This window comes from Amycolatopsis rifamycinica (assembly GCF_000695625.1).
In the GTDB taxonomy this organism is placed as follows: Bacteria; Actinomycetota; Actinomycetes; order Mycobacteriales; family Pseudonocardiaceae; genus Amycolatopsis; species Amycolatopsis rifamycinica.
This window is the reverse complement of sequence record NZ_JMQI01000028.1, coordinates 81,419-95,493: the sequence shown is the minus strand read 5'-3', so window position 1 is coordinate 95,493 and position 14,075 is coordinate 81,419. Positions and strand designations below refer to the sequence as shown.

At 71.6% G+C, this 14,075-nt stretch carries 13 protein-coding genes; 5 read left to right on the top strand and 8 right to left on the bottom strand.

Annotated features, from left to right (window positions below; all coding sequences use genetic code 11):
* The first annotated feature begins 184 nt into the window (after window positions 1-184).
* From DV20_RS14880 to DV20_RS14870, 3 genes are read left to right on the top strand one after another with little or no spacing between them, the layout of a single operon-like run.
* A complete protein-coding gene (locus DV20_RS14880) occupies window positions 185-1,741 on the top strand; it encodes a discoidin domain-containing protein (protein WP_043780503.1) in 1,557 nt (518 codons plus the stop codon).
* An 8-nt stretch (window positions 1,742-1,749) separates the two neighbouring features.
* Window positions 1,750-2,979: an MFS transporter gene (locus DV20_RS14875; RefSeq protein WP_043780501.1), complete on the top strand. Its 1,230-nt coding sequence runs from the start codon at window positions 1,750-1,752 to the stop codon at window positions 2,977-2,979.
* Entirely contained in the window at window positions 2,976-3,929 is a 954-nt protein-coding gene (locus DV20_RS14870) for a PD40 domain-containing protein (RefSeq protein ID WP_043780500.1), read from the top strand. The genes DV20_RS14875 and DV20_RS14870 overlap by 4 nt, the downstream gene beginning before the upstream one ends.
* On the opposite strand, the gene iolD is transcribed toward DV20_RS14870, so the two are convergent.
* Genes iolD through DV20_RS14835 form a run of 7 tightly spaced genes read right to left on the bottom strand, consistent with a single transcriptional unit; the run spans window position 3,914 to window position 11,362 of the window.
* Window positions 3,914-5,776 (bottom strand): 3D-(3,5/4)-trihydroxycyclohexane-1,2-dione acylhydrolase (decyclizing), encoded by a 1,863-nt coding sequence (iolD, locus tag DV20_RS14865; protein WP_043780499.1) that lies wholly within the window; start codon window positions 5,774-5,776, stop codon window positions 3,914-3,916. The genes DV20_RS14870 and iolD overlap by 16 nt on opposite strands.
* 38 nt (window positions 5,777-5,814) lie before the next feature.
* On the bottom strand, window positions 5,815-6,705 hold the full coding sequence (gene iolB, locus DV20_RS14860) for a 5-deoxy-glucuronate isomerase (protein WP_043780498.1): 891 nt from the start codon (window positions 6,703-6,705) through the stop codon (window positions 5,815-5,817).
* A complete protein-coding gene (gene iolC, locus DV20_RS14855) occupies window positions 6,702-7,631 on the bottom strand; it encodes a 5-dehydro-2-deoxygluconokinase (RefSeq protein ID WP_043780497.1) in 930 nt (309 codons plus the stop codon). Before iolC ends, iolB begins: the two co-directional genes overlap by 4 nt.
* Window positions 7,628-8,407: an ATP-binding cassette domain-containing protein gene (locus DV20_RS14850; RefSeq protein ID WP_043780495.1), complete on the bottom strand. Its 780-nt coding sequence runs from the start codon at window positions 8,405-8,407 to the stop codon at window positions 7,628-7,630. Before DV20_RS14850 ends, iolC begins: the two co-directional genes overlap by 4 nt.
* On the bottom strand, window positions 8,404-9,447 hold the full coding sequence (locus tag DV20_RS14845) for an ABC transporter permease (RefSeq protein ID WP_043780494.1): 1,044 nt from the start codon (window positions 9,445-9,447) through the stop codon (window positions 8,404-8,406). Before DV20_RS14845 ends, DV20_RS14850 begins: the two co-directional genes overlap by 4 nt.
* Window positions 9,444-10,457 (bottom strand): sugar ABC transporter substrate-binding protein, encoded by a 1,014-nt coding sequence (locus DV20_RS14840; protein WP_043780951.1) that lies wholly within the window; start codon window positions 10,455-10,457, stop codon window positions 9,444-9,446. Before DV20_RS14840 ends, DV20_RS14845 begins: the two co-directional genes overlap by 4 nt.
* A gap of 26 nt (window positions 10,458-10,483) precedes the next feature.
* Window positions 10,484-11,362, bottom strand: coding sequence for a TIM barrel protein (locus DV20_RS14835; RefSeq protein ID WP_043780493.1), 879 nt, complete (start codon window positions 11,360-11,362; stop codon window positions 10,484-10,486).
* A gap of 113 nt (window positions 11,363-11,475) precedes the next feature.
* On the opposite strand from DV20_RS14835, the gene DV20_RS14830 reads away from it, so the two are divergent.
* Both DV20_RS14830 and DV20_RS14825 read left to right on the top strand, forming a co-directional pair.
* Complete coding sequence (locus DV20_RS14830; RefSeq protein ID WP_043780948.1) at window positions 11,476-12,495, top strand: LacI family DNA-binding transcriptional regulator; 1,020 nt, start codon at window positions 11,476-11,478, stop codon at window positions 12,493-12,495.
* Complete coding sequence (locus DV20_RS14825) at window positions 12,492-13,490, top strand: Gfo/Idh/MocA family protein (protein WP_200876426.1); 999 nt, start codon at window positions 12,492-12,494, stop codon at window positions 13,488-13,490. Before DV20_RS14830 ends, DV20_RS14825 begins: the two co-directional genes overlap by 4 nt.
* Window position 13,491: 1 nt before the next feature.
* On the opposite strand, the gene DV20_RS14820 is transcribed toward DV20_RS14825, so the two are convergent.
* A complete protein-coding gene (locus DV20_RS14820; RefSeq protein ID WP_043780492.1) occupies window positions 13,492-14,073 on the bottom strand; it encodes a TetR/AcrR family transcriptional regulator in 582 nt (193 codons plus the stop codon).
* Between the last annotated feature and the right edge of the window lie 2 nt (window positions 14,074-14,075).

Below are 14,075 nucleotides of genomic sequence, written 5' to 3'. Positions count from 1 at the left end.
TCTTGACCGATTCAAGGGCAAGACACGTCTTGTCAGCCGGCTCAGGCCCTCGTTACAGTCCGCTTAGTTAGGAAACTTTCCTAACAGTTCCACCTCGACGCCGCAGCCCGCCCGCCACCGCCAGGCCCGTAAGGAGCGCGACGTGCCGTCCACCCGACTACGTCCTCTAGCCCGACTCACCCCGGTGATCGCCGCCGTGGTGCTGCTGCCGTCGGCGATCGCCGCGGCCGCCACCACCGAGGCCGCCGATGTCCTGCTGTCGCAGGGAAAATCCGTCGCTACTTCGACTGTCGAAAGCTCGTCGTACACCGGCGCGAAGGCCGTCGACGGCAGCACCACCACCCGCTGGGCCAGCGCCGAGGGGTCCGACCCGCAGTGGCTGCGGATCGACCTCGGCCAGTCCGCGAGCATCCACCGCGTCGTCCTCAACTGGGAAGCCGCGTACGCGAAGAAGTACCGGATCGAGGTCTCCGACGACGGCACGTCGTTCACCACGGCCGCCACCGTCGACGCCGGTGACGGCAAGATCGACGACCTCGGCGGCCTCACCGCCCACGGCCGCTTCGTGCGCTTCGTCGGCCTCACCCGCGGCACGAGCTACGGCTACTCCTTCTGGGAGATGCAGGTGTTCGGCACCACGGACACCTCCGGCGACACCCAGGCCCCGTCCACCCCGGCCGGCCTCACCGCGGGGACGGCGACCGCCACGAGCGTCCTGCTGACCTGGGGCGCCGCCACCGACAACGTCGGCGTCACGGGGTACGACATCCTCCGCGACGGCACCAAGGTCGCCACCAGCGCGACGACGTCCTACACCGACACCGGGCTCACCCCGGCCACGAGCTACACCTACGCCGTCCGCGCCCGCGACGCCGCGGGCAACGCCTCGCCCGCGAGCACGCCGATCACGGTCAAGACCGCGGCCGGGAGCGCGGGCTTCGTCCTCGCCGCGGCCGGCGACATCGCCGAACAGTGCACCGCGAGCAGCTCGAGCTGCGTCCACCCCAAAACCGCGAAGCTCGTCGAGACCATGAACCCCGCGGCCGTGATCACCATGGGCGACAACCAGTACGACGAGCCCACCCTGTCCGACTTCAAGAACTACTACGACAAGACCTGGGGCAAGTTCAAGAGCATCACGCACCCGATTCCGGGCAACCACGAGTCCTACTCCGGGTTCACCGGCTACGACCAGTACTTCGGCGCCATCGCCAAGCCGCAGGGCCAGCGCTACTACAGCTGGGAAATGGGCAACTGGCACTTCATCGCCCTCGACTCCAACGACTTCGTCACCCACGACGACTTCGCCGAGCCGCCCCAGATCACCTGGCTGAAGCAGGACCTCGCCAACAACAGGAAGGGCTGCGTCGCCGCGTACTACCACCACCCGCGGTGGAGCTCCGGCGACCACGGTGACAACACCGACAGCATCGAGCTGTGGAACCTGATGGTGGCCAACAAGGTCGACCTCGTCCTCAACGGCCACGACCACGACTACGAGCGGTTCGTGCCGCAGAACGCCGACGGCAAAGCCGATGCCAACGGTCCGGTCGAGATCGTCGGCGGCAGCGGCGGCGCGAACCTGTACAACCTGAGCCCGGCGCACGCCACCACCGCCAAGCTGCTGAAGACCTTCGGCGTCCTGAAGCTGTCGATGACGGACACCTCGTTCCAGACGCAGCTCATCGGCGTCGACGGCAAGGTCCTCGACAGCAGCCCGACCTACACCTGCCACCAGTAGGCGCGGGCATGTACATCGCGGCAAGCCGTACCTCGGACGTGGCGTCCGGGACCGACCGCAAGCCGGCGCTGAAGCGGGTGTCCGCCAACGTCGTGGCGCTCGGGATGGTCAGCCTGGTCACCGACGTCTCGTCGGAGATGGTGACCGCCGTCCTCCCGCTCTACCTGGTGCTGGGTCTCGGCCTGAACCCGCTGCAGTTCGGGCTGCTCGACGGGCTCTACGCGGGTGCCACCGCGGTCGTGCGGGTGTTCGGGGGGCACCTCGCCGACCGGTGGCGGCGGCTCAAGGCCGTCGCCGGGTTCGGGTACGGCTTGTCCGCGGTGTGCAAGCTCGGCCTGGTCGCGGCCGGTTCGTCGGTCACGGCCATCGGCCTGGTCCTCGCCGCCGACCGCACCGGCAAGGGGCTGCGCACCGGCCCGCGCGACGCGCTGATCTCGCTCAGCAGCGAGCCGGCGGCCCTCGGCCGGTCGTTCGGGGTGCACCGGGCGATGGACACCGTCGGCGCGTTCCTCGGCCCGCTGGTGGCGATGGCGGTGCTCGCCGTGAGCCTCGGCAGCTACTCCAGCGTGTTCTTCACCAGCTTCTGCGTCGCGGCGATCGCCGTGTTGCTGCTGGCCTTGTTCGTCCGCGACCGGCCGGGCAGCGTGGACCGCGCGGCGGTGTCGGCACGGGCCGCGTTCGGCCTGCTGAAGCAGCGGGACTTCCGGCGCGTCGCGCTCTGGGCGGCCCTGCTGGGCCTGGTGACGGTCGGCGATTCGTTCGTCTACCTGGTCCTGCAGCGCCGCTGGGAGATCGCGGCGACGTACTTCCCGCTGCTGCCGCTGGGCACGGCCGGGGTCTACCTGCTGCTGGCCGTGCCGCTCGGCAAGCTCGCCGACCGCGTCGGCCGCTGGCCGGTGTTCCTCGGCGGGCACGTGGCCCTGTGCCTGGCCCTGGTGCTGCTCTGCGGCCCGGCCTACGCGGCGCTCCCCGTCGTCGCGCTCGGCCTGCACGGCGTGTTCTACGCGGCCACCGACGGCGTCCTGATGGCCGCCGCCGGCCCGCTCGTCCCGGCCGCCCTGCGCGCCACCGGGCTGGCCGTGGTGCAGACGGGCCAGGCCGTGGCCCGGATGCTCTCCTCCGTCCTCTTCGGACTGGCGTGGACGCTGTGGGACCTGCGGCCCGCGGTGCTCGTCGCCGCGGGTGGCCTGGCCGCCGTCGTACTCGCCGCCGCTCTCGTGAAACCGGTGCGTCCGTGAAGAAACTCGTCCTCGCCCTCACCGGCACGGCCCTGCTCATCGCCGCCGCCGTCACCTACACCGTCAGCGCGCGGCACGGCACCGCGGACGCCGAACCCGCCGCCGCGCTGACCCTGGCCCCCGGGCAGCTGCTGTTCCGTGACACGGCCACCGGCCGCGTCGGCGCCGTCCCGCTCGGCGATCCGCGGGCGAAACCGCGGCTCGGCGACCTGAAGTGCGACCGGTTCGCGGTGGCGAAGCGGACGGCGGTGTGCCTGGCTGTCCGCCCCGGGACGCTCCCGGCGATCACCGACGTCCTCGTCCTCGACGAGCACCTCGCCGTCCGCCACACCGAAGCCCTGCCCGGCACCCCGAGCCGCGCGCGCGTTTCGCCGGACGGCAAGCGCGTCTACTGGACGCTGTTCGTCACCGGCGATTCCTACGCGCAGACCGGCTTCTCGACCCGCGCCGGGCTCTACGAGGTCGAGACCGGACGGCTGGTCAAGACGATCGAGGAACTCCCGGTGTTCGTCGACGGCAAGCGGTACTTCGCCCACGACGTCAACTACTGGGGCATCACTTTCGCCCCCGACGGCAACCGCTTCTACGCCACCCTCGGCAGCAAGGGCCGGACGTACCTCGTCGAAGCCGACTACGGGCGCTACCGGGGCAAGGCCGTCCGCGAGAACGTCGAATGCCCGTCGCTGTCCCCGGACGGCAAGCGGGTCGCCTTCAAGAAGAAGGTCGCCGACGGTGTGTGGCGGCTGGCCGTCCTGGACCTCGGGACGCTGACGGAGACCGAGCTCGCCGAGACCGGCAGCGTCGACGACCAGGCGCTCTGGCAGGACGGCCACACGATCCTCTACGGGCTGGGCAACGCCGTCTGGGCGGTCCCGGCGGACGGCTCCGGCTCGCCGCGGCAACTGGTGGCCGGAGCCGCGTCGCCGGCCGTCACTCAGGACCCGAGGTAACGCACCTGGCCGCCCTTCCCGCGCTCGTAGTCCTCGCGCCCGGCCAGGTGCTCGGGCACGCCGACCTCCCACCAGGCCCCGGCTTCGGTCCAGCTCGACGGCTGAGTCTTCACCACGACCACCGCCGGACGCTGCTCCGCGACGGCCGCCTCGCGAGCCGAGGCGTACGCAGAACGCAGAGAGTCCTGATCGGACGCGGTGAAGACCACACAGCCCAGCGATTCCGCGTGACGCGCGAAGTCGACCCGCGGCGGCGAAGCGTGCGAAGTCGTGCAGTCGGCGTAGAAGTTGTTGAACGGCTTCCCGCCCTGCCCCTCCTGCAGCCGCGCGATCACGGCGTACCCGTCGTTGTCGCAGACGACGGCGACGAACGGGTGACCGGCGAACGCGGCCGAGAACAGCTCCGAATTCAGCATGAGGTACGAGCCGTCGCCCAGCAGCGTCGTCACCAGGCCCGGGTGGGCGATCGCGGCTCCCCACGCGCCGGCCAGCTCGTAGCCCATGCAGGAGAAGCCGTATTCGACGTCCATCGAGATCGAGCCGGACCCACGCCAGCCGCCGATCAGCTCGCCCGGCAGCCCGCCCGAGGCCGTCATGACGTAGTCGCCGGCCGCCGAGAGGTCGTTGACCACGCCGACGACCTGCGCGTACGACGGGAGCTCCGCCGCGGCGGACCGGAGTGAGTCGATGTGCGCGTCCCAGGAAGCCCGTTCGCCCACGGCGCGCGAGGTCCACGCGGGGTCCACGCGCCAGCTCTCCAGCTGGGCGGCGAGGTCCGTCAGGCCCGCGTCGGCGTCCCCGACGACCGACAGCGCGCCGTGCTTCACCGCGTCGAACCGGGCCGCGTTGAGCGACACCAGCCGGACGCCGGGCGAGAAGACCGTCCAGGACGCCGTCGTGAAGTCCTGCAGCCGCGTCCCCACCGCCAGCACGACATCGGCGGCCGCCGCGACGACGTTCGCCGACGTCGAGCCGGTGATGCCCAGCGGCCCCGCGTGCAGCGGATGCCCGTGCGGCACCAGCGTCCGGCCCGCCGTGGTCTCCACGAGCGGAATCCCGTGCCGTTCCGTGAACTCCAGCGCGCGCTGCCCGGCGCCGGAGTACCGGACGCCCCCGCCGAGCACCAGCAGCGGGCGGCGGGCGGCCCGCAGGATCCCGGCCGCCTCGGTGACCGAACGCCGGTCCGGGCGCGGGCGCGGCGGGCGGTGCGTCACCGGCTCGAACAGCGTCTCCGGGAAGTCGTAGGTCTCGGCCTGGACGTCCTGCGGCAGCGCCAGGGTCACCGGCCCGGCGTCGGCCGGGTCCGTGAGCACCCGCGCGACCTGCGGCAACGTCGAGAGCAGCTGCTCGGGCCTGCTGATCCGGTCGAAGTAGCGCGAGACCGCGCGGAAGGCGTCGTTCACCGTCGCGGTCGCGTCGCCGAACGGCTCGATCTGCTGCAGCACCGGGTCCGGCGCCCGGTTGGTGAACGTGTCGCCCGGCAGCAGCAGCACCGGCAGCCGGTTCGCGTGGGCGACGCCGGCCGCGGTCACCATGTTCAGCGCACCCGGCCCGATCGACGACGTCACGACACCCACCTGCCGCCGGTGCGTGGCCTTCGCGTAGCCGACCGCGGCCAGCGCCATGCCCTGCTCGGTGTGCCCGCGCCAGACCGGGATGTCGCCGCGGTGTTCCTCCAGCGCGGTGCCGAGGCCGAGAACGTTGCCGTGGCCGAAGATCGCGAAGACGCCGGGGAACAGCGGGACTTCGCGCCCGTCGAGGGTTTCCGAGCGCTGGGCGAGGATCCAGCGGACCAGCGCCTGAGCCGTCGTCAACTGCTGTGTTTTGCGGGGGCCGAGCCCCCGCACCCCGGCCGAGGGCTCTGCCCCCGGACCCCTGAAGCTGTTCACTGCACACGCCCTTCGTGACTCGTGACGGGGCACCGCGGATCGAGGTCCTGCGTCGCCCACGTGTCGCGGACCCAGCCGTGCGCGGGGTCGTCGCAGAACGCCATCGAACGTTCCGGAGCCGGTCCGGCCAGGACGTTCAGGTAATACATCGGGTAGCCCGGCGCGGCCACGCACGGCCCGTGGTAACCACGCGGGATGAGGAAGACGTCGTGGTCGCGCACGGCGACGTCCTCGTCCAGTTCGCCGTCGCTCGTGTACGTCCGGTGCAGGCCGAAGCCTTCGCGGGACGGCGTCACGCCGTCGCGGCCGGCGATGCGGAAGTAGTAGATCTCCTCGTTGACGACCTCGCACTCGCTCGCTTCGTCGTGCTTGTGCGGCGGGTAGGACGACCAGTTGCCGTCCGGCGTGATCAGCTCGCACGCGTTGAGCTTGTCGGCGTGGTCCCACACCCCGGGCACGCCGAAGTTGGTCACCTGCCGCGTCGCCTGCCCGGCGCCGCGGACCTCGACCGGCACGTCCTCGGCCGGCCCGTACTCCGGGTCGAGACGCCGGGTGCAGCGCGCCATCGGCAGCGCGACTTCAAGGCCGTCCCTTGTCGACAACTCGACTTCGGCGTCCCGGGGCACGTAGGCGAAGTCCGTCACCCGCGTGAAGACCGAGTCGCGGCCGCGGAGGTCGAAGACCCGCCCGTCGACCCGGACGGTCGCGGAACCGGCCAGGGGCAGCACGAACGCCTCGAACTCGCCGGTGTGCAGGACCCGCGTCTCGCCGGGGGCCAGGGAGAGCACCCGCAGCCCGGAGTACCGCCACCCGGCGGTGTCCGGGGTCAGCCGGACCGGGTCGGCGCCGTCGGACAGGGTCCCGAGTGGACGGTGCAGCTCGCTCACAGCAGCTCCTCGATTTCGGCCGCGGTCGGCATCGCGTCGGCGCAGGCCAGGCGGGACGCCACCAGCGCGCCCGCCGCGTTCGCGTACTCCGCGATCCGCACCGGGTCCCAGCCGGACAGCAGGCCGTGGATCAGCGCCCCGCCGAAGCCGTCGCCGGCACCGAGGCCGCAGACGACCTCGACGCGTTGCGGCGGCACGGTCGACCTTCCCTCCGGCGTCGCCACCAGGACACCTTCGGCGCCCTTCTTGATCACGGCCAGCCGAAGACCGCGCGAAAGCAGCCGGTCCGCGGCCGTGTCCGGGTCCGCGGTGCCGACGGCGACCTCGACCTCGGCGCGGTTGCCGACCGCGGCGGTGACGTGGTCCAGCATCCCGCCGATCTCTTCCCGGGCCTGCTCGACCGAGGGCCAGAACATCGGCCGGTAGTCCAGGTCCAGGACCGTGTGCTCACGGCGGCCCCGGGCTTCGAGGATCTTCCGCTGGGTCGCCCGGGCGGGCTCGGCGGAGACGCCTGTGCCGGTGACCCACAGCAGCGGCACCGACGCGACGACGTCCCACGGCACGTCTTCGTCGGTGAGCGTGAGATCGGGGGCGATCGGGGAGCGGTAGAACAGCAGCGGCGGGTCCGCCGGCGGGTTCAGCTCGCAGAACACCACCGGCGTCTGCAGGTCCGGCGAGGTACCCACGAAGTCCGGCGAGACGCCGAAGCCCTCGAGCGCCTGCCGGACGTAGTCACCGAAGCCGTCCGGGCCGACCTTGGTGAGCACCGCCGTGCGCCGGCCGAGCCGCGCGGCGGCGACCGCGACGTTGGTCGCCGTCCCGCCGAGCGACTTCGCGAACGTGCTGACGCCGGCCAGCGGCACGCCGCTCTGCTCCGGGTAGAGGTCGACACCGACCCGGCCGATCGTCAGCGCTTCGAGAGTCACGCCTTCTCCACCTGCCGCAGTTCGTGTTCGAGGGCTTCGAGTTCCGCACCGCCCGCCATCTGCCGGGTGAGTTCGCCGATGTCGATCTCGGACTTCTCGTAGTGCCCGAGCGGGGCACCCCGCTTGAGCAGCAGGAATCGGTCGGCGACCGGGTAGGCGTGGTGCGGGTTGTGCGTGATGAGCACGACGCCGAGGCCGCGGTCACGCGCCTGGGCGACGTACCTCAGCACGACCCCGGCCTGCTTGACACCGAGAGCGGCCGTCGGCTCGTCGAGGATCAGCACCTTCGCGCCGAAGTACACCGCACGGGCGATCGCGACGCACTGGCGTTCCCCGCCGGAGAGCGTCCCGACCGGCTGCTCGACGTCCCGCAGGTCGATGCCCATGTCGGACAGCGCCTTCTTCGTCGTCTCGCGGCCCTTCTTGCGGTCGAGCATCCGGAACGGGCCGAACCCGGTCGTCGGTTCGGAGCCGAGGAAGAAGTTCCGCCAGACGCTCATCAGCGGCACCACGGCGAGGTCCTGGTACACCGTCGCGATGCCGCGGTCCAAGGCCTCACGCGGTGACGAGAACCGCACCGGCTCGCCCTCGACGAGGAACTCGCCCCGGTCGTGCTGGTGCACGCCGGCGAGGATCTTGATCAGCGTGGACTTCCCGGCGCCGTTGTCGCCGAGCACGCAGGTGACCTCGCCCGCGTTGACCACCGTGGACACGTCGCGCAGCGCGATCACGCTGCCGTAGGTCTTCCCGATGTCCCTGACTTCCAGCAAGCTCATCGGCGTACCCTCTCCGCGCGGCGCCGGAAGGCGTTGTTGACCAGGACCGCGGCCAGCAGCATGACGCCGAGGAACAGCATGAACCAGTCGCTGTTCCACTGCGCGAACACGATGCCCTGCCGCGCCATGCCGAAGATCAGCGCGCCGATCGCCGCGCCCACCGCCGAGCCGAACCCGCCGGTGAGCAGGCAGCCGCCGATCACCGCCGCGATGATGTACTGGAACTCCAGCCCGATGCCCTGGTTGGCCTGGACGCTGGCGAAGCGCAGGATGTTGATCGAGCCGACCAGCCAGGCGCCCAGCGCGGTGCCCATGAACAGCAGGATCTTCGTGCGCACCACCGGCACACCGACCGAGCGGGCCGACACCTGCGACCCGCCGACCGCGAAGATCCAGTTGCCGAACCGGGTCCGCACCAGCAGCCACGCGGCGATCGCCGTGACGACGATCCACCACACGATCGAGGACTGGAACTCGGTGCCGCCGATGGTGAACGTCGACGCGAACAGCCCGCCGGCCGACTCGTAACCGCTGGTCGAGCGCATGCCCGAAACCTGGACGGTGTTGGTGACCAGCCGCGTCACGCCGAGGTTGAGCCCCTGCAGGGCCAGGAACGACCCCAGCGTGACGATGAAGCTCGGCAGTCCGGTCTTCATCACCAGCCAGCCGTTGAACGCGCCGATGCCGAGCGCGAACACCAGCGACGCCAGTAGGGCGAGCCAGACGTTCCAGCCCGCCTGCGTCGCCAGGATCGCCGTGACCAGTGACGTCGACGCCGTCAGCACGCCCGCGGAGAGGTCGAACTCGCCGCCGACCATGAGCAGCGCGACCACGACGGCCATGATGCCCAGCGTCGAGGAGTCGTCCAGCCAGGTCGCCACGCCCAGCGGGCTGAGGAACTGGCCGGTGACCACGGAGAAGAACACGAAGACCAGCACCGCGCCGAGCAGTGCGCCGATCTCGGGGCGGACGACCAGCCGGTCGACGAGGCTCTTGTGCGCTATGCGTTCGTCGGGTTGCGCTTGGATCGCTGCGGTCATCGCGTGCCGCGCTGCGCGTACGGGGCCACGGTGTCGATGTTGGTCTTGTCGACGAAGCCGGGGCCGGTCTGGACGGGCTTGCCGCCGCCGATGGTGTTGCCGTTTTCCTTGTACAGCTTGAGGAACACGACCGGCAGGTAGCCCTGCTCGTACTGCTGCTGGTCGATGGCGAAGAGGATGCTGCCGTCCTTGATGGCCGTGACGACGTCGGCGTTCAGGTCGAAGGTGGCCACCTGGGCCTTGGAGCTCGCTTCCTTCGCGGCGGCGACGGCGCGGGCAGCGACCTGGGAGTTCAGCGCCAGCACGGCGTCGATCGACGGGTCGGACTGCAGCGCGCCGCGGATCCGGGCCTGCGCGTCGGTCGGGTTGGAGATGTCGACCTGCAGCGTCGTCACGCTGCCGAAGGTCTGCTTCGCGCCGTCGCAGCGCTGGTTCTGGCCGATGTTGCCGGCCTCGTGGATGACGCACAGCAGCTTGGTCTTGCCTGCCGCCTTGAGCCGCTGGCCGGCGCCCTGTCCGGCGAGGCCCTCGCTCTGGCCGACGTGCGCGATCGCGCCGAACTGGGCGCTGAAGTCCTCGCCGGAGTTGATGGTGACGACCGGGATGCCGGCCTTGACCGCGTTCTGGATCGACGTCTGCAGGGCCTGCGGGTTGGCCATCGAGACGACCAGGCCGCCGACCTTCTGCGCGACCGCGTTGTCGATCAGCCGGGCCTGGTTGCCCGGGTCGCCGTCGGCGAAGTAGTCGACGCCGACGTTCAGGTCCTTGCCGGCCTGCTCGGCGCCGTTCTTCACGACGTTCCAGAAGGCGTCGCCGGCGCTGCCGTGGGTGACCACGGCGACCTTCAGCGGGCCGCTTGCATTGGGGGCCGCGACGGTCGCCGAGCTGGGACTGCTGTTGTTGGAGTTGTCGGCGGTCGGGCCGCTGCAGGCGGACAGGACCAGACCGGCGGCGGCGATCGCCGCCACCCCGGCCAGCTTCTTGAGGGAGAACCCCTTTTTGACGGACAACACAGTCACTCCTTTGGGACCAGGTTTCAGAGGGAGTCGGTGATCTTCGCGAGGTGGGCCAGGCTGCGCTCGGTGTCTCGGCGGGGCAGGTCGTCGGGGCTCTCCTCGCCGAGGGCGGTGTCCTGTTCGAGGACGTACCAGCCGTCGTAGCCGGCGGCCTGGACGGAGCGCACCATCGCCGCCACGTCCACGTCGCCTTCGCCGAGCGGGGTGTAGATGCCCCGCCCGACCGCGTCCGTGTAGCCGAGCCGTCCCGCGCGGACCTCGGCCGCCAGGTCTTCCCGGACGTCCTTCAGATGCACGTGCCCCACCCGCTCGGGATACCGCTTCGCCAGCTCCACCGGATCCGTCCCGCCGATCATCAGGTGCCCGGTGTCGAGGCACAACCCGAGATCGGAATCGGCGAGGAACCGCTCGACCTCGGCCTGCTGCTCGACGTGCGTCCCGACGTGCGGGTGCAGCACGGTGCGCAGGCCGTGGGCGGCGGCGATGTCGCGGATCTTGCCCGCGGTCTCGACGAGCGTCGCCCATTCGCCGTCGGTGAGCTTCGGGCGTTCGTCGTAGCCGTCGAGCCCGGTCGCGGCGGCCACGACGAGGACGTCGCCCCCGCAGGCGGCGAACAGCGCGGCGGATTCCTCGGCCTCGCGCAGTGCTTGCCGCTGGTTCTCGTGGAGGACGACGGCGAGGAAGCCGCCGACGAGCGTCAGGCCGTAGCCGCCCAGCAGCGTCCGCAGCTCGGCCGGGTCGCGGGGGAGGTACCCGGGCGGGCCCAGCTCGGTGGCCTGGACACCGAGGGCCGCCATCTCGCCGAGCACGGTCGGCGCGTCCAGTACCCGGCCCCAGCCCGGGACTTCGCAGACACCCCAGGAGATCGGGGCGGCGGCCACGCGGATCGTCGCTGTCACAAGGGGCCTCCGTTGGTCCGTTGGAGCGCTCTATTGATTAGAGCGCTCTAATCTTGTAACGTCCGTCACAGCAAAGTCAAGGCCGAGTTTTCCGAGATCAGGGGGTGCTCCTCATGCGTCCGACCATGGAGGACGTCGCCGCGCGGGCGGGAGTTTCCCGCGCACTGGTCTCCCTGGTGATGCGGAATTCGCCGAAGGTTTCCGACGCGCGGCGCGCGGCCGTGCTGCGCGCGGCCGAAGAACTCGGCTACCAGCCGCACGTGATGGCGCGGTCGCTGGCCAGCCGGACGTCCACGGTGCTCGGCGTGATGGTCAACGACCTGCGCAACGCGTTCTTCGCCGACGTCGTCGAGGGGCTGGACGCGGCCGCGCAGGCCGCGGGCTTCGACCTGATCCTCAACACGGGGGGCCGCAGTCCCACCCGCGAGTGGAACGCCCTGCACAACCTGCTTTCCTTCCGCCCGGCGGGGATCATCCTGCTTTCGCCGGTGGTGCCGGCGGCGTCGATCCAGGTCGCGGCCAAGCAGTGCCCGGTCGTGCTGGTCTCGCGGACGAGCCGGTCGTCCATAGTGGACACGGTGAACGACGACGGCGAAGCGGGGTCGGAGCTGGCCGTCGACCACCTCGTCGGGCTCGGGCACCGGCGGATCGCCCACCTGGACGGCGGGGGCGCGGCCGGGGCGGCCCAGCGGCGGCGCGGGTTCCAGGCGGCGATGCGGCGGCACGGGCTGGAGCCGATCGTGGTGCGCAGCGAGCACACCGACACCGGCGGCGAAAAGTCCGTGCGGGAGCTGCTGGCGACGTACTCGCGGCCCGACCTGCCGACGGGTTTGGTGGCGGGCAACGACTTCAACGCCGTCGGGGCGATCTCGGCCCTGGAGGAAGCCGGGCTGCGCGTGCCCGAGGACGTCTCGGTCGTCGGCTACGACAACACGTCCCTGGCCGCCCTGCGGCACCTCTCGCTGACCACAGTGGACCAGCCGCGCACGGAAATGGGCCGGCTGGCCTTCGAAGCGCTGATCGAGCGCGTCCGCGGGGAGCGCACGGAGCCGGTCCGGCACCTGCTGCACCCGTCCCTGGTGGTCCGGGCGACCACCGCCGAGGTTTCTGCGACAGGAGGAGCACCACGATGAGGTTGGGACTGGCGGGCACCGGCCGGATCGGCACCGCGCACGCGGAGACGCTGAAGGGCTTCGAGGAGGTCGAGTCGGTCGTCGTGGCCGACGTCGACCCCGCGCGAGCCGCCTCCGCCGCCGCGAAGCTCGGCGTCGAATCGGCCTCCCTCGACGAGCTGTTCGCCGCGGGCCTCGACGGCCTGGTCGTCACGGCGGCCACGGACGCCCACCCCGGCCTGATCATCGCGGCCGTCGACGCGGGCTTCCCGGTGTTCTGCGAGAAGCCGGTGGCCGCGGACATCCCCGGCACGCTGGCGGTGATCGACCGCATCGGCGCCTCGGACGTCCCCGTCCAGATCGGCTTCCAGCGCCGCTTCGACGCGGGGTATGCGGCGGCCCGGGCGGCGGTCGCGTCCGGCGAGCTGGGCTGGCTCCACACCCTGCGCGCGACGACGTTCGACCCGGCGCCCCCGCCGGCGGAGTACGTGGCCCACTCGGGCGGGCTGTTCCGCGACTGCGGCGTCCACGACTTCGACATCATCCGCTGGGTCAGCGGCCGCGAGGTCGACGAGGTGTACGCGATCGGCGCCAACCGCGGCGAGCGGTTCTTCCGCGACGCGGGCGACGTCGACACGGCCGCGGCGACGCTGACCCTGGACGACGGAACCCTCGCCACGGTGTCGATGACCCGCTACAACGGCGCGGGCTACGACGTGCGCCTCGACGTGCTGGGCTCGGTGTCCGGGGTGGTGGTCGGCCTGGACGACCGGGCGCCGCTGCGGTCGGTGGAGCCGGGCGTGGCGCCGCTGCCGGGGCCGGCGTACCCGGGCTTCATGGAGCGCTTCCGCCCGGCGTACACGACGGAGCTGCGCGCGTTCCTGGACGTCGTCGCGGGCCGGGCGCCGTCACCCTGCGGGGCGGCGGACGCGCTCGAGGCGTTCTACATCGCGGAGGCCTGCGAGGTTTCGCGGCGCGAACGGCGTCCGGTCAAGCTGGCGGAGGTCCGCCGCTGAATCACGGCCGCAGCAGCTTGCGGACCGTGCGTTCCACCAGGGTCACCGCCTTGGGCGGGGGAGTCCGGCCGGTCGAGAGGTAGCGGTGGACGACCGCGCGCGGGATCTCGACCAGCGCGAGCACGACCTCCTCGTCCGTGGCGCCGGTGAGCGGCGGCAGGTTCAGGGTCGCCCGCTTCAGCACGTCGTGCAGTTCTTGTTCGGCCTCGTTGAGGGCCGTGACCGCTTCGGCCGACCAGTCGGCCGGGCCGAACGCCTGCTTGCCCGCGTCGAGGACCCGGGCCCCCTCGGGGTGCTTGCGGCACCAGCGGACGACGCTCGTCGCGGCCGCGACCGCCGCTTCGACGTCGGCCGCGTCGCCGAGGGCCGCCGTGAACGTGGCCTGGAAGCCGCGCAGGCTGCGGAGCCAGAGCTGGGCCAGCAGCGCCGGGCGGTCCGGGAAGCGGTGGTAGATCGAGCCGTTCGGCGCGCCGGCGGCCTTCGCCGTCGCGGCCATCGTGACCGCGCGGGCGCCCCCGGCGGCGAACAACGCCGCCGCGGCGTCGAGGAACTGTGCTGTGGTGTGCGTCGCGGGCCGGCCCATGT